The organism is Pedobacter sp. SL55 (assembly GCF_026625705.1).
In the GTDB taxonomy this organism is placed as follows: Bacteria; Bacteroidota; Bacteroidia; order Sphingobacteriales; family Sphingobacteriaceae; genus Pedobacter.
Genome location: NZ_CP113059.1, coordinates 1452851 through 1474504, shown reverse-complemented (window position 1 = coordinate 1474504; position 21654 = coordinate 1452851). Strand labels below are relative to the sequence as shown.

Here is a 21654-nt window from a genome sequence, read left to right as displayed (position 1 = left end):
TTATATTACAATTTAACGATATTGCTAAACGCTTTCTTATACCGTCATGATATCTTTTTCTTTCAATTCGGCATGTTTATCTACCTTCAAAATATAAGCATCGGTAACTTTCTGTACTTCTGCCTCGCCTACCTTAATCTCATCATCTGATACGCTTTCGGCTTTCAATTTTTTGATTTTCTCGTTAGCATCTTTACGTATATTTCTAATGGCAATCTTACCTTTCTCAGCTTCTTCTTTTACTTTTTTCACTAGCTCTCTTCTGCGTTCTTCTGTTAAAGGTGGAACTACCAAACGGATAATTGAACCATCATTCTGCGGATTGATACCTATGTTAGCTTCCATAATAGCTCTTTCTATTGGCACTAACATATTCTTTTCCCAAGGTTGGATAATCAAAGTACGAGCATCTGGCGTATTAATTGCACCAACTTGCGCCAACGGAGTTGGGTTGCCATAGTAATCTACCATAATACCATCTAACATTCCTGCAGAAGCTTTTCCTGCTCTAATCTTAGTCAACTCAGATTCGCAATGAACAATAGCCTTATCCATTGTAGCCTGTGCGTCTGTTAACTGTTTCCTTATGAGGTCATTCATTGTGCTGTATGATTTTGTGCAAAAATATAAAATAATGCTTAAAAACTATCCCTGTACCAAAGTTCCAATCTCTTCGCCTTTGGCAATCTTCATGAAATTACCATTTTTATTCATATCAAACACGATGATAGGAAGTTGGTTTTCTTCGCAAAGTGTAAAGGCAGTCATGTCCATTACGTTTAAACCTTTATCGTAAACCTCTTTGAACGAGATGTGGTTGTACTTGGTTGCCGTAGGGTCTTTCTCCGGATCGGCAGTGTAAATGCCATCTACACGTGTGCCTTTTAAAACTACATCAGCATTAATTTCTATTGCCCTTAATGCCGCAGCAGAGTCGGTAGTAAAATATGGATTTCCAGTGCCTGCACCAAAAATTACCACACGTCCTTTTTCTAAGTGGCGTACCGCTCTTCTTCTTACAAAAGGCTCGCAAATTTGCTCCATCTTAATGGCCGAAAGCAATCGGGTTTTTAAACCAACTTTTTCTAGCGCATCTTGTAAAGCCATGCTGTTAATCACGGTGGCCAACATGCCCATATAATCGGCCTGTGCCCTGTCCATTCCAGATTTTTCGGCACTTAAACCTCTAAAAATGTTTCCTCCGCCTATTACAATTGCAATTTCTAGACCTTGGTCATGAACGGCTTTGATGTCTTCGGCATACTGTTTAACTCTTTCATTATCAATACCATATTGCTTTTCGCCCATTAGCGATTCGCCGCTCAACTTGAGGAGGATACGTTTGTACTTCATAAAAGACAAAATTATCAAGTTTTTTTAATTGGTAGTGCTTTAATGTCGTTTAATTTCATTTTAAATAAAAAACCTATCCAATAATGCTTAAACAGATTTAATCAACCCAATTTATTGTTAACTATTTTATAAAGTAAATCCCCAAATTGTAGAGATACATCTACACAAAAAAGCTATAAGTTTTAAAAAAAGAAAGTATCCATAGTATTTAATGGATTTAAATAACTGGCGCTATTTTGGTAATTAAAGCTTGATGTAGAAATATCTTCAAATAAATATTACTTTAATGACACTAATTATAAATTTTGAAAGTTTTCTAAAAAAAACAGTACTATCAGCAATATTGCTAGTATGGATCTTTCCAGTTTTAGCACAAGAGCAAACTATGTACTGGATTGGCGGAGCTGGTAATTGGGACGACCTAACCCATTGGTCTTTTCAATCGGGCACACAAGGCCCAACAAGTCCTTCATCTATACCCACATCTGAAACCAATGTGATTTTTGATGCGGCTTCAGGATTTAGCGGTTCGGCAGCAGCAAGTTCGCCGGGCACGTTGGTAAACTTAACTGCCAATGTTTTCATCAAATCATTAAATTTTGAGAGCAACCTTACGGCAAGCAACTCGCCTCGTATTATGGGGGCATTTGGAATTACTGTAAGCGGTAATGTGACCTTGCGGCCAACAGTTGCACTTGCATTTGGTAGTTCAGCAACCAACGGGCTTACTTTAGACCAACCTACAAGCACAACTGCCACATTACAACTTAATGGCTCAACGTTCGGCCTAGCCGTTACCAAACAAGGGATGGGCACGCTAAATATAGAAGGTAATTATATAAACAGCTATTTTTCTCATTTCAATAACGGCACTACTAATTATAACGGTACCGTTTTTCAAAGTGGCGCTTTTTTAATGCAAAATAGCGCAGTGCTCAACATGCCTAACTTAGTTACATTAAACCTTACCGCATATTTGGGCCAAAGCATTAATGGAACCGCTACATTAAATGTGCCCTTATTGCAAACCGTAAATACCAAAGAGTTTACGTTAAATTCAACAACGCCTTTAAGTTTTCCTAGCTTAGTAACCTTTAATGCCGAGGGAGTTGTAGGTAATGGCAATCCGGCAGCAACATTAACACTCAACAATAGTGCAATACTCACGGCTTTTAATTGGTCGTACATTGGCAATTTAAATGCTGGTAATGCTGAGTTTCACATAACGGGCAACGAGTTTAGAACTAAAGATGGTACCACAGTAAACAAGGTTTTTATTGACAATACCAATCAGAATTCAACTCCAGCGATAGCTGGATGGGGCTCTACAATTAATGAGTTGTATTTCACTGTAAGTGGCGGTTATTTCCTTACTAACACTAATGTAGGCAAATTAACCTTAGCGCCTTCAGCCAATTATTTATTACAATTTAATACAGAGTTAGCTATTACGCAGCAGCTGATTGACCGTACGCCAGACTGTACTGGCTTTTATCAGATGTATTGTTATCAAGCAGGCTACACCGCCAAACTGAATAACCAAACAGGCGCCCCGATTAACTTAACCAATGCTAGGATAAGCTCAATTAATGTACTTACTCAAACCGTAAATGTAACTGGTGTTGATAACGGAGGAAATAGTGGACTAATCAACTTTATTCAACCTGCAGCAAAAGATATCTACTGGGTTGGTACCGCGGGCGACAACCAGTGGAATACGCAATTGAACTGGGCATCGAGCTCGGGAGGTGCGGGAGGTTATTGTATCCCTTCACAATACGACAATGTGTTTTTCGATGCTAACTCGATAGTAACTGGAACTACAGTGAACATTACAGGCGTACCAGCATACTTTCACAATATTACCATTGCCAATAGCTTTCCAAAAGCCAGCTTCACTTTAGGTTCTGCAAACAATCTAGGTATCAACTGCTATGGTTCATGGTATATGAAAAGCGGCGTTACAGTTAACGATGTAGCTTACTTCTACTCGCCAACCTTGGGAGAAACAATCACCTCTAATAATTCCATTTTCAGTAAAAACATTCATTTTAGAGGAGCAGGCGGATGGACACTACAAGACAAATTAACTACTGGCGCCAACTTGTATTTCAATAGCGGAACCTTGAATACCAATAGCAAGGAAGTTTACATCGGAGATAACTTCTTGCCCGACTATTACACCTATCCGGTTTCGCCCAACAATAGACACTTAATTTTTGGAAGCTCGCTTATATATGCATTATATGAGTGGTCTTATCCTTCGGGCGGCACACTCAATGCTGGTACATCTCACATAACTATGAGGAATGCAAACGGATGGTTCAATGCCGGAAACGATTATACTTATTACGATGTAACGATTAATCCGGCTGGTAATGCCCAAGCGATAGGTTATGATTTTACAGGTGTAAACGTAAACTACCACAACATCAATATCTACTCAAGACTTGCACGCTTTGTAAACCCCAACAACACTGTAAATAGGCTATATGCTATGCCAACTATTGGTAGGTTAGACCTCTACTTCTCAGGCAATTTAACCGCTAATGTTATCGAAGTAAAAGCCAACGCAGTAGTTAGAGCCGATAATGGCGTTAGGCTTACGGTTAATCAAAACTTTATTTCAAATACAGCCGATTGCATGGGGCTAATGGAAATGCATGTAAACAATAAAACTGTTGGTCAAAGTTTCATTTTTAAAGCGCTAAACAATATTAGTATTCCGAACGTTTGGATGACTGGCGTAAATGCAGATAATACTACAGGAGTTACATACAATGCCACCGGAGTACAAGGACCAGATGTAACTAATTGGATTTTTACACCAACAGCAACCAAAGAACTTTATTGGATAGGTATAGCTGACAACAACTGGAATAACGGCTTAAACTGGACTACTAATAGCAATGGAACGCCGTCTCCAGGTGGTTGCGTACCCACCCGTTACGATAACGTACATTTCAATAGTTTCTCTACTGGTAATCTACCTATAAACATTATCGACATCCCTGCTAATTTCAACAATTTAATTGCACACGCAGATGCTCCTAACGGAATTACGATCGTCAATGATATCAACACCATGGCCAATGCTTATGGAAACACCATACAATTAGGCAGTAATATGTATATCAATAGGCTAAATCTATTGGGAGATGTAAATGATGGACAATTAACCACCAACCAAATAGCCAAGTTCGACTACCTCACTGTTAACAGTCCGAATGCAAATTGGGTATTTAATGGCAACATGAGATTTCGCGAAAAGTTTATACAAACGGGGGGCACAGTTACCGCCAATGCCACTTTATGGGATGGAGATGGCATTGCACAGGCAGAATACGAATTGAATGGCGTAGCGACTACCTTAAATGTAAACACAATAAATGCAAAAGGAATATGGTTGCGCAAAGGCGACTTTAAGGCAATAAACGTTGTAATGAATTTAACTCAAGACTTTATTTCCAACGACCCTTCTGATTATCGCTCTGTTGATATTCGCAATAGCGTAATTACACTCAGAGATTGGGCACATTATAATTTATCTACCGCAACTTTGCTGGCTACGGGCTCTACCATTAATGTGCTAGGAAATTTTACAGGTAAAACAAATGACGTTTACGGGAAAATCGTAGTTCCTATTGTTGCACATGCAGGTACGTCTAATTTTATACAAGGTGGTATTGTAGCTAATGAACTCAACTTAAGCCAATCCAGAACAATAAACAACAACAACACCTTTAACACTTTAATTTTAAAACCAATCGGCCTTACACTTAACCTGCAAACGGGCTCCACACAAACTATCACCGATGATCTTATTATAAATGGATCGCCTTGCGCCTTTAACTCTTTGCGTGTTGGAGGAGAAACAGGAGTTACGCAAACGACACAGGCAACCATCAATTACGGAAATGCAAGTGGCAATAACAAGTATGATTTTGTGAGGATAGGTGGTATTATTGCATCTAATGCTCCTCTACTTTTATATGCTAACAGCACGCAACTTGGCAACAACCAAAATGTAAGTGCCATTCCTGGGCAAACACCAGGTTTGATTGGATTATCGGATAGTTTTTCTTGCGCCACTATAGATGATAGCGTCCCAAATAGTTACCAATTAACTGCTGACTTTTCTGGTGGACCAACAAGCAGCTACACATGGTATAAGCAAAATAGCTCGGGCATATTTGTGAATTTAAATGTACCATCCAATACGACCACTATTGATGTTAGAAACTTTGGTTACGATGGCACTTACAAAGCCGAGATTATTTACGACCCAACCTTACCCGTTGGCCAGCAGTGCATCCGTGAAGATCAAATTACCGTTTCATACCGACCAAAAAATGTAGTGATTAGCAGTGCTCCAAATGCCTACCGTTACTGCAGTACAGATAACAGAACCGTTGGAAGCTTACCTGTAGATGCAACCACAAATGATGAAATGACTCTACGAGGAGCTACGTTAAGATGGTTTGCCACCGCAACAGGCGGTACACCATTAAATGCTGGAGACTTGGTAGCTACTGGCAATTATTACGCAGAACTGATTGTTGCCACTACTGGTTGTGTGAGCCCAGTAAGAACATTAGCTCAAGTAGTAATCGAACAACCAGTAGTGGCAAATGCAGGTGCTGATCAGCAAAAGTCTGGTAATTATCCAATAAGTTTTACAATGGCGGCAAATTATCCAGCGAGTGCTACTGGAGAATGGATAGTGATATCTGGAGACGTTACTATTACTAACGTTGGTGCGTACAACACCAATATTTTACTCAACTCAGGAAACAAAGCCGAGCTACAATGGAAAATAACAAATACTTGTGGTGTAAGCACCGACAATATTTTATTGAGTAAAATGCAACATGCATTCGTCAATCCTAGTTTAAGATCTAGAGGAGGAAATTAAGCTTAACCAAGGAGAGTTTTGGGTATTTGTTTATCAATAATTTACGTCTCAAACATATCATAAATGGCCGTCATTTATTTTGTGCCTGTAAAGTAAATGGCGACCTATTTATGTTAACTAAGTTTAATTTCTTCGCCTTTGTAAAATACCTGTTCTATTTGCATTTTTTCATTTAGCACTACAAAATTTGCTTGCGTGCCAACACTTAGCTGGCCTAGTTCTTTTTCTTTTTTAATCAGCTTTGCTGGATAATAGGTAGCCATGTTAATTGCATCTGACAAGGAAATATCACAATGCTCCACGCAGTTTTTTACCGATTGCAGCATGGTCATTGCCGAGCCTGATAAGGTTCCATCTGGCATTACAAACTTGCCATCTATAGCAACGTGTTGGTATGGCCCCGAGCTGCATTCGGTTACGGCATCTGTAATGAGAAAAAGTCGGTCTTTCATTACTTTTGCGGCCAAGTTTACCACTTCAAAATCTACGTGCAACCCGTCAGCAATGATACTTGCCATAGCCTTTGGATGGTTAAAAACCGCCGTTGGAATGCCTGGAGCACGATGTTGCAAAGGCGACATGGCATTGAACAAATGCGTGGTGGTTTGGATGCCTTGGTTGTAAGCTTTTGTAGCTTGCTGAAACGTAGCACTACTATGCCCTAATGATACCACCACCTCATTATCTAACAGATACTGAATTACATCATCATCTTGTAGTTCAGGCGCCAAGGTCATCATCTTGATGGTACCATCGCCAAAATCTAACAATGATTTAATTTCATCTAAGCTCGCTTTACGGATATATTCCTTAACGTGTGCTCCTCTTTTTTCGGGGTTGATAAAAGGCCCTTCCAAATGCAGCCCCAAGCAATTTCTGGCGCCCTTTCTATACTCCTTAATTACAGCAATGCATTGATTAAAAACTTCTGGCGTATTGGTGGCCAAACAAATCAAAAAACCAGTTGTGCCTTGTTGTAACAACTGATCTTCAATTATCCGAATGCTATCTAAACTTGGCTCGGCAGAAAACAGCTTCCCTGCGGCGCCGTAAATCTGTAGGTCAATAAATCCAGGAAGAATATAGCCGCTTTGTGGTTTTACATTTGCTGAATTTGATTTAATTTCTTTAATCAACCCATTTTCGAACAAAATATCTTGTTGAAATTTTAATCCCGTTGGGAGATATGGGTTTTGATTTTGTAACAATTGCATTTACAAGTTTAGCAAAAAAAGCACTAGCCAATAACACGTCGGCAATAACACAGCTATTTTTTATTTTAGAGCAAGCTTGGTATCTTTTACCAACCTTCCAATGGGATAGCGCATAAAAGTTGGTTCAAAATATTCAGAATTTTTATAAACAAACTCCAATTGGGCAAAGGCATTTTCGGCTAAGGCCGGATTTTTTGCCTTTTCTTCTTCTAGCTTTTGCTTTAAGGCTGGATTTTTCTTTAGCAAATCTGCCGCGGTGTCTTCAAAAATGTACGAAGAAAAATGCTCCTTTTGCCCTAGAATAGAATCGAAGAAATTCCAATTGAAGAACGAATCAGGCGCTTGCGGCTCTAAGGTTTCTACAATGTACCTGTTTGTTTTTTGATTAACGTAAACCACATAATCGCCCGCATAGCAATTGACGGTTTGCTGCTTAGCTTCTAATTTAACGGCAGAATGTAAATAATGTCCTTCAAAAGGCTTTTGGGCAGTTTGCATACCCGTAATGTAGTACATTTCGAGCGGCAGCTTTACATCTTCTTTTAGCTCGTTTATTTGTACATTATTGAGTTTTAGAAGTTGTACAACTTTTGTCCAGGCTTTCGGAATAAGGTAGGCAATGGGCTTTTCAACCGTTAAAAGAGGCTCAAAACTATTCCATTGTTTAATGGTTTTGGTATAAGGCTCGTTGCGGTCGTAATACAGCCTTTGTAAACCACTTACTTCGCTGGGCTTGTACTTTGCGGCATAACCTTTAAATTCAATTTCGTCAAATTTATCTCTGTTCAGTTTCCAATCTAAGATAAAAGTCTTTTGCTTTGCAATAGCATTATCTGCTTTTTTCTTATTCTCACCTATTATTTTTGCGTCTCTTTCTACAACATCTATATAGGTTTGCAGCAATTTATAGGTAGATTCTACACGTTTATCATAAGGTTTCAACATGTGCGTTTCGGGCATAAAGCCGATGGTGTTGTGCAGCGCCGCATAACCAGTGCTATACCTTGGACTTTCCATAAAACCGCTAATACCGTTGTCAGGAGTTTCTTTTACTGAATTTACGTATGGGATTAATTCAAACCCTTTGGCCTTCATTTCAGCATATAGGTAGGGCAACATGGTTTGGGTAAGGTAGCCTGTCAAAGTTGGGTTCAGCTTATCTTTTTGCGTAGGTATCAAAGTCATCGTGTACTGATAATCTGCTCCATTACTGGTATGGGTATCTACAAAAATTTCGGGCTGCCAAGCGTTAAAAATCTGCTGAAAACTATAAGAGTTTTGTGAGTCGGTTTTAATAAAATCACGATTCAAATCGTAGTTTTTACTGTTTCCCCTAAAGCCATAAGCCAATGGCCCATTTTGGTTCGCTCTAGAAGTAGCCGTACGGTTAAAAGCACCATCAATATTATAAATGGGGATAATACAAATGACCACATTATTGGGCAACTGCTTGTTTTTGAGCAGATCCCTTGCCAACATCATCGAAGCATCAATGCCTTCTGGCTCTCCTGAATGAATGCCATTGTTAATCAAAAGTGTTGCTTTATCGGCTTGTTTAATTTTAGCAGGATCAAAAATACCATCGCTGCTAAGCACCAATAAATGTAGCGGTTTGCCAAAATCCGTTTGTCCGTAGGTCAACAGTTTTGCTTGTTTGGGAAAAGTCTTAGCCAAAAGTTGATAATAAGCGATAGCCTCATTATAGGTAGCTGTAGCCACCTTATCGCTTTTTTCGTAAGGTGTTAGCTGGGCAAAACTGATAGTGCTCATAAAAACAAAAAGTAAAGAAAAGTATATCCTCATTTTTTAAAATGATTGAGATATAAAAATAATCTTTGTTTTTTTAGAAGAGACAATCTGTATCCAAAATTTTGGAAAAGCGATAACTACCTAATTGTTTTGTTAGTTAAACCTTTAGGCCCAAAGTTATATTTAAAGCCAACAGACAAGAAATTATAAATGTCTGCTGCGTTATTTTTAAACGTTGTTTTCGGATCATTATAACCATCTAAGCCTTCGCCAGAAACGATGTTGGTTTGATAATTGATATTTAAGCCATACCTGATATCGCCCCATCCATCTGGAAAGTAGAAATCTATCCCTATATTTACCGGAATTACAATGCCAGAGCTCTTATCATCTCCTGGGAAGCGATACAAACTACCCGATTCGTTTAATTTTTCTCTAACAATAGCGTTCATATTATTTTTAATATACCCCACTCCCATGCCAAGATAAAAGCCTTTGGTATAATTTAAAAAATCACTATAGTAAAAATCGGTAAACTCGCCAGCCCTAAACTTGGCATTTAACATCACAGCTTGATAAGCATTTGTAAACTCTCTTTTATGAGGATCGGTATCTCGGTTGCCCCCTTTTAATAGCCCCATCTGAACCTCTAAACCACCAGTAATAAAAGGAGTAAAATTATAATCGAAGTTAGCATAAGTAGCATAAGCGAAACTACCTTTTTCAACATCTGTGAAGGTGTAAGTACCACCTGTTCCCGCACCTACACTTAGTTTATAAAAGTTTGATTGACCAAATGCTGTAACCGTAAATAATACCAGTAATAAAGCTAAGTAACGTTTTTTCAAGTTGTTATAAATTAAGTGCTTGCTATACAAAAGTATAATCTTTATTCAAAAAAATAAATAATATCTTTGAATTTATGCAAGAAATTAAATTAAACGGTGTTTCTGTATCCGAAAGGTTCATGAAATATGTAAAAATAGATACACAATCTGACGCATCTTCTACCACTACTCCTTCTACATCTAAACAAAAAAATTTAGGAAAAATTTTAGTGGATGAACTTTTAGCAATTGGCATAAGCGATGCTCATTTAGACGAAAATGGCTACGTATATGCAACAATTAATGCAACTACTGACAAAAAAGTGCCTGTAATTTGCTTTTGTTCGCACATGGATACCTCGCCCGACAGCAGTGGAGAAAATGTAAAACCGATTGTTCATAAGAATTACCAAGGGCAAGATTTGGTTTTGCCAGACGATAACAACATTGTGTTAAAACTTTCGGAACACAGGGATTTAAAAAACCAGATAGGCAGTGATATTATCACTGCAAGTGGTACAACTTTATTGGGTGCCGACAATAAAGCAGGTGTTGCCGAAATTATGGAGGCAGCTACTTACCTCATGCAAAACCCGCAAATTAAACATGGTACCATCAAAATTTTATTTACCCCCGACGAAGAGATTGGCCGTGGTGTAGATAAAGTAGACTTGAAAAAGTTAGGAGCCGATTTTGCCTACACCATAGACGGCGAAACTTTGGGCTCTATAGAAGACGAAACTTTCTCGGCAGATGGTGCTAAACTGGTAATTAATGGCGTAAGTGCACACCCAGGTTTTGCTAAAGGCAAAATGGAAAGCGCTATTAAAATTTTGGCAGATGTGATTAGTGCTTTACCGAAAGACAGGTTAAGTGCAGAAAGCACTTCGCAAAAGGAAGGTTTTATTCACCCCGTGGGGATGAGTGGTACCTCCGAACAAGCAGAAGCTAGTTTTATTCTTCGTGATTTTGATAATGATTTACTGAAAGCTCACGGCGAAACTTTAGAAAACATCGTGAAGGAAGTGATGAAAGCCTATCCAAAATCTACCTATACTTTAACGATTAAGGAGCAATACCGTAATATGAAAGAGGTATTAGACAAATACCCTCAAATTATGGCAAACGGTATCGAGGCTTTAAAAAGAACGGGTCTTAACCCCATTACTCGGAGCATTAGAGGCGGTACAGATGGTTCTCGTTTATCATTCATGGGCTTACCTTGTCCAAACATTTTTACCGGCGGACATGCTTTTCATGGTAAGCAAGAATGGGTTGCGGTGCAAGATATGGTAAAAGCGGTAGAGACCATTGTGCATTTAACGCAAGTTTGGGAAGAAAGAAGTTAATTTACGAATGACGATTTTAGATTTACGATTTACCTAGCTTTAATTGTGCACCATGCTTTTCAATCGTACTTCGTAAATCTAAAATCGTAACCTATAAGGTTAGCTGCGCCAAATACTGGTCGTTATCATCCACAAAAACAATCTTACAGTTCCAGCCATGCTTTTTACATAAACGTTGTAGTGTTGCTGGATCTATATAAAGCCAGTTAAACCAACTCCCTTTCTGTTTTTTGTACTCGTAGCAGAAACTGATCTCGCCGAAATATTGGTTAGTTGGCATCGGCATATCCTCATATAAATAAGAAATATCAGAACTATCGAAAAGTAATTGCCCTTTTGGATTGATCATCTGGTTAGCTCGTTCCAAAAAATCTTCGAAACCTTGTAAAGTTCCAGTAAGACCAATTCCGTTCATCATAAACAGTAAAGTATCATACTTGTCTTTTACTTTATAGAAATCTTGTAATTGGGGACTTTTTACGCCACGTTCTTGCATGATTTGAACGGCGATCGGAGAAATATCTATAGCGGTTACGTCAATTTTCTTTTGGTCAAGTAGTAGTGCGTGGCTACCTACACCTGCACCTACATCTAAAACTTTACCTTTGCAAAGGCCAAGCGCTTTCAATTCTATCTCGGGCATATCATCTTCGCCACGAAAGAAAACTTCAATAGGCATTTCTTCGGGTTCATCGTAGGAATTATGCAGCCACAATATATCGGCTTTGCCGGTTTGATGAAAATCTAAAAGGGCGTTTCCGTAAATATCCATGTGTCAAAGATACGGAAACACCCTATTTAAATAGCGTGTCGTCTGTTAAAACTGATGCTGAAATAAATTCAGCATGACGAACTGCATATATCGTTACCCTGAATTTATTTTACAGCGTAGCTTTCTGTTTCGCTACAGGTCAGGATCGGTTTTATTTGTTTGTTAGCATAAAGCGATTACGCCTTAATCCTATCAGCTTGAGCTTTTACAGCATCTGCCACGCCTGCTAATTTATCTTTCGATTTGTCGAAAAGGTCGCAAAACCAATCCCCAACTTTATCTTTTAAATCGCTGTTCTTATCTGATGAAATTACCATCGCTACTACGGCGCCTAAAGCTATCCCTGCTAAAACACCACCCAATATCTTTGTTTGCTTTGTCATAATTAATATGTTTTATTGATTTAAAAACGATATATTAAAAAGATTGTTTTAAGGTTTTTGTTAAAAGTGACTTGCTTGCACTTCCAATCATAGTCCGTCATTGCCAGCTCGACTGGCAATCGTAATGCAATAAGATGTTGAAAAAACTTTATCTCGCTTTAAGATTAGCTTCGCTGAGCACTCTGTGGTTCCAGCCCAATGTCATTAAGTTAGGCAATATATAACCGTACTGTCGTCATTTCGACCGCAGCAAAGCGAGTGGAGAAACCTTTCAGCTTTATCATTTTAAAAGATTTCTCCACAAGGTCGAAATGACGACCGCCTTAACTTAATGACATTGGGTTCCCGCCTACGCGAGAATGACGGATTGCATAGACTAACACTGCAAAAACCAAAATCCCCAAGCCTAATTAAAAACTTGGGGATTTACGTTATAAAACTTTGTCAAACTTAATAGACCAGGCAAATAAGTTTGACAAAGGTATTTCGCATACTTATACTTCCTCTTCGCTAATAAACTTTGCAGAAAGATAATCTCTGTTCATACGAGCTATGTTCTCTAGCGAAATGCCTTTTGGACACTCAGCTTCACAAGCACCAGTATTGGTACAGTTACCGAAACCTTCTTCATCCATTTGGGCTACCATGCTTTGTACCCTGCGGTAACGCTCTGGCTGCCCTTGTGGCAATAAAGCCAACTGCGATACTTTTGCTGAAACGAAAAGCATTGCCGAAGCATTTTTACAAGTAGCTACACAAGCACCACAACCAATACAAGCAGCAGCTTCGAAAGCCGCATCTGCTTTAGCTTTTGGAATAGGCAATGCGTTTGCATCTTGTGCGTTACCTGTGTTTACCGATACGAAACCACCAGAAGCAATAATACGGTCAAAAGCAGAACGGTCTACCGCTAAATCTTTAATTACCGGGAATGCTTTTGCTCTCCAAGGTTCAACCACAATGGTATCGCCATCTTTGAACGAACGCATGTGCAACTGGCAAGTAGTTACCAAATCTTTTGGCCCATGTGGCTGCCCGTTAATAAACATAGAACACATCCCGCAGATACCTTCTCTACAGTCGTGGTCAAAAACCACGGGCTCCTCGCCTTTAGTAATTAATTGTTCGTTTAAAACGTCAAACATCTCTAAGAAAGACATGTCTGGAGAAATATCAGAAAGCTTGTAATCAACTAGTTTACCTGCTGAGTTTTTATTTTTTTGACGCCAAACTTTTAGCGTTAAATTCATGTTTCCTGTACTCATTTTCTTAAGTATTGAGTATTGCGTATTGCGTATTGAGATTTTAATCTTTCTAAACTTTACACTATACTATTAATAACTTTATAACAGTAGTTTGAGTTATCGTATGTCTCAATACGCATATCTCAATACGCTGTACTATTTATAATTCCTTTGTGCAACCTTAATGTTTTCGTAGTTCAATTCTTCTTTATGTAGTTCGAATTGACTTTCGCCTTTATATTCCCAAGCAGCTACGTATGCGAAGTTTTCGTCATCACGTTTTGCTTCGCCTTCTTCAGTTTGGTGTTCCTCTCTAAAGTGTCCGCCACAGCTTTCTTCCCTGTTAAGTGCATCGATACACATCAACTCACCTAATTCAATAAAATCGGCAACGCGGTGTGCTTTTTCTAACTCAGGATTGAACTCATCTGCCGAGCCTGGTACTTTCACATCAGACCAAAACTCTTTACGCAAAGCTTGAATATCCTTAATTGCTTTCTCTAACCCTTCTTTGTTACGAGCCATACCACAATATTCCCACATAATGTGGCCTAATCTTTTGTGGAAATGATCTACAGATTTAGTTCCGTTAATGCTTAAGAACTTATCAATCGTAGCTTTTACATTATTTTCTGCCTCCACAAATGCTGGGTGGTCTGTAGGAATTGGCTTAGTTGCAATCTCTTTGGATAAGTAAGAACCGATAGTGTAAGGCAATACGAAATAGCCATCTGCCAAACCTTGCATCAAAGCAGATGCACCTAAACGGTTAGCACCGTGGTCTGAGAAGTTAGCCTCACCAGTACAGTACAAACCTGGGATAGTGGTCATCAAATCATAATCAACCCAAACACCACCCATGGTATAGTGTACCGCTGGGTAAATACGCATTGGAGTTTCATAAGGATTTTCACCTGTGATTTGCGCATACATGTCGAATAAGTTACCGTATTTCTCTTTGATTACGGCAGTTCCTAAACGCATGCAGGTTTCCTTATCAGGATTATGGTTACCTTGCTTGCTAGCCTCAATTCTGCCGTAACGCTCGGTATTTGCTTTAAAATCTAGATAAACTGCTAATTTAGAAGCGCCTACACCGTAACCAGCATCGCAACGCTCTTTAGCTGCACGAGAAGCCACGTCACGTGGTACCAAGTTACCAAAAGCAGGGTAACGACGCTCTAAATAGTAATCTCTTTCATCTTCTGGGATATCCGAAGGTTTGCGAGGATCATCTTTCTTTTTAGGCACCCAAATACGACCATCGTTACGTAACGACTCCGACATCAAGGTCAATTTCGATTGGTGATCTCCAGAAACTGGGATACACGTAGGGTGGATTTGTGTATAGCAAGGGTTGGCAAAGAAAGCACCTTTTTTGTGCACTTTCCAAGCTGCCGTAACGTTACTTCCCATCGCGTTGGTAGATAAGTAGAATACGTTTCCGTAACCACCAGTACCTAAAACCACTGCATGACCGAAGTGACGCTCTAACTCGCCAGTAATTAAGTTACGGGCAATAATACCACGAGCTTTACCATCAATCACAACCACATCAAGCATTTCGTGACGGGTGTACATTTGTACTTTACCCATACCTACTTGGCGCTCTAAAGCAGAGTAAGCACCTAACAATAACTGCTGGCCAGTTTGTCCGGCGGCATAAAAAGTACGCTGTACTTGTGTACCACCAAAAGAACGGTTGTCTAACAAGCCACCATATTCACGAGCCAAAGGCACACCTTGAGCCACACATTGGTCAATAATGTTTGCACTTACCTCCGCTAAACGGTGTACGTTAGCTTCACGTGCTCTGTAGTCGCCACCTTTAATTGTGTCGTAAAACAAACGATAAGTGCTATCGCCATCATTTTGATAGTTTTTTGCGGCATTAATACCACCTTGAGCAGCAATAGAGTGCGCTCTACGAGGCGAATCTTGGAAGCAAAAACATTTTACTTTGTAGCCCATTTCTGCCAAGGTAGCCGCTGCAGATGCACCCGCTAAGCCAGAACCTACTACAATAATTTCAAGACTTCTCTTGTTCGCTGGGTTAACCAACGGAATAGAAGATTTATATTTTGTCCACTTTTGGGTCAATTCGCCCGCAGGGATATTTGAATTTAATTTCGACATTTACTTAATCCTTTTAATTAAACGTTTCGGTTTAGCTAATCCAACCCAAATAGATGGCGATTGGCATTAATGCAAAAATGATAGGCACAATGATTGAGAACCATACGCCTACTGTTTTTACCACTGGCGTCCATTTTTTATGGTTCCAGCCCATCGTTTGAAAAGACGATTGAAATCCATGCAATAAGTGATAGCCTAAAGAAATTACACCTAGCACATACACTACTACCACCAAAGGATCTTGAAAAATCATCACAATGTTTTGGAAGGTATTATGCTCCTGATGCGTATAAACAGCTACCTTAGTTGGCCACCAGAAGTGATAAAGGTGCATTACTAAAAACATTAAAATTAATGTTCCCAGTAAACCCATGCTACGCGAATACCAAGTGCTGTTAGCCTGAGGCTTATTATAGGCATACTTTTCTGGTCTTGCCGCATTGTTTTGTGCAGTTAACATTACCGCCTGTACAATGTGAAGGATAATGCCAGCAAAAAGACCCACTTCGAGAATGCGAACTACAATGTTATGGCTCATGAAATCTGCTGCCACATTGAAGGTTTTACCTCCGTCATTTAAAAAAATCAGCGCATTTATAGATACGTGAATAACAAGAAACGAAATCAAAAACAGACCCGTTAGTCCCATTACAAACTTTCTACCTATAGACGACGTAAAAGCTTTACTTAAACTACTCATTAGATTGTTTATTTATATTACTAGTATGCAAAGCTATCTAAAATATGAAAACATACCTTTAACAAAACTTACAAAAAAACTACAAATTAACAATTTAGAAACATTCTAAGTAAACTACGCTTTTGGCAACGTTTGCGCTTGTAGGTTAAGTAGTTAAATTTGAAAATGAGAGTGGGTGTTTTATGGCAATGGCTGTCCTGCTGTACGCTTTTATCTTTTTGCACTTTTCGTCATTGCGAGGAACGAAGCAATCTCAAGCAAAAAGTATAATCGCTGCCATCAGGTTTAATTAACACAAAACCGTACAATAAAACTTAGCGTTCTTTGCGGTTCTCTTTTTTTCTTCGCGTTAAAATTAAACGCAAAGCTTTTTGAAGTTTTCGCAAAGTGCCGCAAAGAATAGTTACTGCACAAACTTTGTCAATCTTAACATGAATTTTGCAGATAAAGATTGATAAAGTTCGTCTTAACTACATATCAATTTGTTTTTCCCTCTATTTAACAATACTTTTATCCTATTATTAAAAACAACAATTGGATTTTAAAGAATTTGGATTTAATGCGGAGCTTTTAGAAGGCCTGCTAGCAATGGGCTTCAAGAATGCTACGCCAATACAGCAACAGGCGCTCCCAATTATTACTGCCGGGAAAGATTTAATTGCCTGTGCACAAACCGGTACGGGGAAAACGGGCGCTTTTTTACTGCCCATTATGAATATGCTTACGCAAAAGCACGAGCGTCATAATAATGTGCTAATCTTAACACCAACTCGCGAACTTGCACAGCAGATAGATTTACAGGTAGAGGCACTATCGTACTTTACCAACATCAGCTCGCTAACTGTTTTTGGTGGTGGCGATGGCGTGGCTTACGAACAACAAAAGCGGTCGATGCGTGAAGGCGTAGACATCATCATCGCAACTCCAGGCAGGTTAATTTCTCACCTGGCTTCTGGCGTGTTGAAAATGGATAAACTAGAACATTTGGTTTTAGACGAAGCTGACCGAATGTTGGACATGGGTTTCTACGATGACATTATGAAAATTGTAGGCTATCTGCCAAAGAAACGACAAACGGTAATGTTTTCGGCAACCATGCCACCAAAAATTAGAAAACTAGCGGCTACTTTATTGAACGAACCCGAACAAATTAGCCTTGCTATTTCAAAACCAGCCGAAGGAATTAACCAACAAGTCTACCTCATTCATGATGAGCAAAAAGTTCCTTTGCTTACGGAAATGTTAAAGTCGGCTACTTATAATCGCATCATCGTATTTGCCGGTCGTAAAGAAAAGGTTAAGGAACTAGGAAAAGTATTCAAAAAGTTGGGCTTAAAAGCAGCAGCGTTTCACAGTGATTTAGAGCAAAAAGAACGCGAAGCCATTATGCTCGATTTTAAAAACGACAAGCTGAACGTATTAATTGGCACCGATGTTTTAAGTAGAGGAATTGATGTAACCGGAATTGATTTGGTAATCAACTATGATGCGCCACAAGACCCTGAAGATTACATCCATAGAATTGGGCGTACCGCAAGGGCTGCTACTACTGGCACCGCAATTACTTTAGTTAATGGAAAGGACAAACGTCGTTTAGCCAATATCGAAAAGTTAATTGAACGCCAAATTGAGCGTATGCCTTTACCAGAACATTTAGGCGAAGCTCCAAAGGATGAACCAGTAGGAGAAAAAGAAGCCTTTCAAGAAGAAGAAGAAGTTTTTTAAGAAGAAGCCTAAGGCAGTTTAGCCACAGATGCACAGATAATTTTTTCGATAAGTTATTTGCTTAAAACAAAATAAAGATTTGCCTATGGATTTTATTTTGAAAGAAGAAACTTATGAGATTATTGGACTTTGTATGGAAGTACATAATAATCTTGGTGCAGGTTTTTTAGAGATTGTATACAAAGATGCACTTGAGTATGAATTTCAAATTAGAAATATCCCTTATCAAAGAGAGAAAGAATACGCAGTAAATTATAAGGGAATTATTTTGCCACATAAGTTCTTCGCCGACTTTGTTGTTTTTAATACAGTTGTATTAGAAATTAAATGTGCTAGTTGCATCGTAGATGAACATGCAGCGCAAGCCATTAATTATTTAAAAGTTTCTAAAAATAAGATAGCGCTAGTTGTTAACTTTGGAGAAGCTCGTTTGAATTACAAGAGATTGATATTGTAAACTGCTACAGATAAAATCTTTTGATATGCTGTAATTAAAAAACCTATCTGTGCATCTGTGGCAAAGAAAAAACTATGCAAAACCTTCCACCATTAGCCGAAAGATTACGCCCGCAAAACTTAGACGACTATGTTGGGCAGAAACATTTGGTGGGCGAGGGTGCAGTATTGCGCAAAGCCATCGAAAGCGGTCGCATTCCATCCATGATATTTTGGGGGCCTCCAGGTGTTGGAAAAACAACTTTGGCTACCATCATTTCCCAAAACCTAGACCGACCATTTTTTGCTTTAAGTGCCATTAACTCTGGTGTAAAAGATGTACGTGAAGTCATCGATAAAGCTGCTGCTTTAAAAGGTGGTTTCATGGGGATGCCTGTGCTGTTTATCGATGAGATCCATCGTTTCAGCAAATCTCAGCAAGACAGTTTGCTGGGTGCCGTAGAACGCGGTTTGGTAACTTTAATTGGTGCCACTACAGAAAACCCCAGCTTCGAAGTCATATCAGCTTTGCTTTCTCGTTGCCAAGTTTATATCCTTCAAAACCTAACGGAAGAAGAATTGGTAGGCTTGTTAAATACAGCCATTGCGAAAGACGAAATCCTTTCGAAGAAGAAAATCAAGATTAAAGAGCACGAAGCTTTGATCCGTTTAAGTGGTGGCGATGCTAGAAAATTGCTCAACGTTTTAGAAATTGCCATTAATGGTATTGGTGGCGATAAAATTGAACTGACAAACGAAAATGTTCTAGCTCATGCACAGCAAAATTTAGCACTTTACGACAAAGCCGGCGAACAGCATTACGACATCATTTCGGCATTCATCAAATCTATCCGCGGTAGCGACCCAAACGCCGCCGTTTATTGGTTGGCCAGAATGATTGAAGGAGGAGAAGACCCTTTGTTTATTGCCCGTAGGCTGGTTATATTGGCTTCCGAAGATATTGGCAATGCCAACCCAAACGCACTATTGTTGGCGAACAATTGTTTTCAGGCGGTTAACGTAATTGGTTTCCCCGAAAGTAGGATTATTCTATCCCAATGTGTAACTTACATGGCTTCATCGGTAAAAAGTAACGCTTCGTATATGGCTATTAACCATGCACAGGCATTGGTAAAAGAAACCGGAGATTTACCCGTACCCATGCATTTGCGCAATGCGCCAACAAAGTTGATGAAAAACATAGGCTACGGTGCCGACTACAAATATTCTCACGCTTACGATGGCAATTTCGAGGCGCAAGAATACTTGCCAGAAAAGCTAAGTGGAACTAAATTATACGATCCCGGGAAAAATCCGGCAGAAGAAAAATTAAGAGAGAAACTGAAACAGAATTGGAAAGACAAATACAACTATTAATATGCTGAGTACTTTTTTATCCCATCAATGGAAGTCGTTTTGGCGCAGTAGAAATAAAGCCGGCAGCATTGCCGCTCAAATTGTACTGGGCTTTTTTATGCTTTACTTTTTAGTAGTGGCTATCGGTGTAGGTTTTTGGATGACCACCATTATCGAAAAATTTATGCCAGGCATTAATCCTACTGTGGTGTTTAACGGATTGATTTTATATTATTTCTTGCTCGATTTAGCCATTAGAATACAAATGCAGGATTTGCCAACGCTAAGCATTGTACCTTATCTGCATCTAAACATTTCCCGAAAAACGATAGTGAACTTTTTGAATTTGAAATCGCTGTTCTCGTTTTTCAACTTGCTACCTTTCTTTATTTTCTTCCCATTTATATTTATTAATGTAAGTGCAGCAAGTGGATTGGTAACTGTAATGGCTTATCTCCTTTCCATATTAGGCCTTATTGTTTTCAATAACTTTTTGGTGCTTTATATTAAACGCAGAGCCATTAACAATGTCCTGTTTTTTGCGGTGGGTATCTTGGTAATTTTAGGCTTGGCGGCTTCAGATTATTACGGCTTTATTTCTATTAGAGATTTCTCAAATTTCGTTTTTCAAAACGTAGCTAAGTACCCGCTTTTGGCATTGATATTTCCAGCAGCGGCATTTACGATTTTTTATATCAACGCTAAGTTTTTAACAGCCAATTTATACACCGAAGAACTAAGTACAAAAGACGATAAAAAAGTAAGTACCGATTATCCTTTTTTAAACCGTTTTGGCAGAGTTGGAGAACTAGCTGCATTAGAATTGAAACTGATTTTACGTCACAAACGTTCTCGAAGCTCGGTAATTATGGGTTTCTTGTTTCTTTGCTATGGCTTTTTCTTTTATCGAATGCCATTAATTGATAAAGATCAGTTTGGGCAAATGCTATTTGCGGCCATCTTTATGACGGGCATCAACATTTCTGTTTACGGTCAGTTCATGTTTGCTTGGCAAAGCGCTCATTTCGATGGTTTGTTGGTTAATAAAATCAATTACTCGGATTTCATTAAAGCCAAATTTCTACTTTTTACCATCAGCAGCACATTAATTACCGCACTTTCGGCATTTTACGGTTTCATGAGCTACAAGTTACTGTTGTTGCACTTGGCTGCCTACTTATATAACATTGGCGTGGGCACGGTAGTGGTGCTTTATTTTGCCAACTTTAATTATAAACGACTAGACATTACTGGCAGTGCAAGTTTTAACTGGCAGGGCGTTGGCGCCTCGCAATGGCTATTAGGTTTGCCACTTTTGTTGGTACCTTTAATTATTTACATCCCCTTTGGCATATTTGACAAACCCTATTGGGGATTAGCCATGCTAGCTTTATTGGGCTTAATTGGTTTGCTTTTACGTAATTATTGGGTAGGTGTAATTGTTAGAGAATTTGAAAAACAACGTTATAAAATAGCCGAAGGCTTTAGAGAATAAG

At 39.0% G+C, this 21654-nt stretch carries 16 protein-coding genes; 6 read left to right on the top strand and 10 right to left on the bottom strand.

Going from position 1 to position 21654, the window contains the following annotated elements; genetic code table 11:
* Nucleotides 1-36 precede the first annotated feature (36 nt).
* Nucleotides 37-600: a ribosome recycling factor gene (frr, locus tag OVA16_RS06725; protein ID WP_267764385.1), complete on the bottom strand. Its 564-nt coding sequence runs from the start codon at nucleotides 598-600 to the stop codon at nucleotides 37-39.
* A 45-nt stretch (nucleotides 601-645) separates the two neighbouring features.
* Nucleotides 646-1353, bottom strand: coding sequence for a UMP kinase (gene pyrH / locus OVA16_RS06720; RefSeq protein WP_267764384.1), 708 nt, complete (start codon nucleotides 1351-1353; stop codon nucleotides 646-648).
* Between the two features lie 286 nt (nucleotides 1354-1639).
* Between pyrH and OVA16_RS06715 the strand changes: the two genes are divergently transcribed.
* Nucleotides 1640-6268, top strand: a complete 4629-nt coding sequence (locus OVA16_RS06715) for an immunoglobulin domain-containing protein (protein WP_267764382.1) — start codon at nucleotides 1640-1642, stop codon at nucleotides 6266-6268.
* Between the two features lie 113 nt (nucleotides 6269-6381).
* Here OVA16_RS06715 and nagA read toward each other — a convergent pair whose 3' ends face one another.
* From nagA to OVA16_RS06700, 3 genes are all read right to left on the bottom strand, one after another.
* Nucleotides 6382-7482: an N-acetylglucosamine-6-phosphate deacetylase gene (gene nagA, locus OVA16_RS06710; protein WP_267764380.1), complete on the bottom strand. Its 1101-nt coding sequence runs from the start codon at nucleotides 7480-7482 to the stop codon at nucleotides 6382-6384.
* Nucleotides 7483-7542: 60 nt separating this feature from the next.
* Entirely contained in the window at nucleotides 7543-9252 is a 1710-nt protein-coding gene (locus tag OVA16_RS06705) for a M14 family metallopeptidase (protein WP_267764379.1), read from the bottom strand.
* Nucleotides 9253-9368: 116 nt separating this feature from the next.
* Complete coding sequence (locus OVA16_RS06700) at nucleotides 9369-10079, bottom strand: hypothetical protein (RefSeq protein WP_267764378.1); 711 nt, start codon at nucleotides 10077-10079, stop codon at nucleotides 9369-9371.
* Between the two features lie 74 nt (nucleotides 10080-10153).
* Between OVA16_RS06700 and pepT the strand changes: the two genes are divergently transcribed.
* Entirely contained in the window at nucleotides 10154-11407 is a 1254-nt protein-coding gene (pepT, locus tag OVA16_RS06695; protein ID WP_267764377.1) for a peptidase T, read from the top strand.
* Nucleotides 11408-11498: 91 nt separating this feature from the next.
* On the opposite strand, the gene OVA16_RS06690 is transcribed toward pepT, so the two are convergent.
* The 5 genes from OVA16_RS06690 to OVA16_RS06670 form a co-directional block, all read right to left on the bottom strand.
* A complete protein-coding gene (locus tag OVA16_RS06690; protein ID WP_267764376.1) occupies nucleotides 11499-12179 on the bottom strand; it encodes a class I SAM-dependent methyltransferase in 681 nt (226 codons plus the stop codon).
* 176 nt (nucleotides 12180-12355) lie between these two features.
* Complete coding sequence (locus OVA16_RS06685) at nucleotides 12356-12562, bottom strand: YtxH domain-containing protein (protein ID WP_267764374.1); 207 nt, start codon at nucleotides 12560-12562, stop codon at nucleotides 12356-12358.
* Between the two features lie 494 nt (nucleotides 12563-13056).
* Nucleotides 13057-13827: a succinate dehydrogenase/fumarate reductase iron-sulfur subunit gene (locus tag OVA16_RS06680; RefSeq protein WP_267764372.1), complete on the bottom strand. Its 771-nt coding sequence runs from the start codon at nucleotides 13825-13827 to the stop codon at nucleotides 13057-13059.
* 135 nt (nucleotides 13828-13962) lie between these two features.
* A complete protein-coding gene (locus OVA16_RS06675; protein ID WP_267764370.1) occupies nucleotides 13963-15942 on the bottom strand; it encodes a fumarate reductase/succinate dehydrogenase flavoprotein subunit in 1980 nt (659 codons plus the stop codon).
* Between the two features lie 31 nt (nucleotides 15943-15973).
* Complete coding sequence (locus OVA16_RS06670) at nucleotides 15974-16642, bottom strand: succinate dehydrogenase cytochrome b subunit (protein WP_267764369.1); 669 nt, start codon at nucleotides 16640-16642, stop codon at nucleotides 15974-15976.
* Nucleotides 16643-17176: 534 nt separating this feature from the next.
* On the opposite strand from OVA16_RS06670, the gene OVA16_RS06665 reads away from it, so the two are divergent.
* The 4 genes from OVA16_RS06665 (at nucleotide 17177) to OVA16_RS06650 (ending at nucleotide 21653) form a co-directional block, all read left to right on the top strand.
* Nucleotides 17177-18367, top strand: coding sequence for a DEAD/DEAH box helicase (locus OVA16_RS06665; protein WP_324288557.1), 1191 nt, complete (start codon nucleotides 17177-17179; stop codon nucleotides 18365-18367).
* Between the two features lie 85 nt (nucleotides 18368-18452).
* A complete protein-coding gene (locus OVA16_RS06660) occupies nucleotides 18453-18824 on the top strand; it encodes a GxxExxY protein (RefSeq protein WP_267764367.1) in 372 nt (123 codons plus the stop codon).
* Between the two features lie 74 nt (nucleotides 18825-18898).
* Entirely contained in the window at nucleotides 18899-20179 is a 1281-nt protein-coding gene (locus OVA16_RS06655) for a replication-associated recombination protein A (RefSeq protein ID WP_267764366.1), read from the top strand.
* Between the two features lies 1 nt (nucleotide 20180).
* Nucleotides 20181-21653, top strand: coding sequence for a DUF5687 family protein (locus OVA16_RS06650; protein WP_267764365.1), 1473 nt, complete (start codon nucleotides 20181-20183; stop codon nucleotides 21651-21653).
* The last annotated feature ends 1 nt before the right edge of the window (nucleotide 21654 follow it).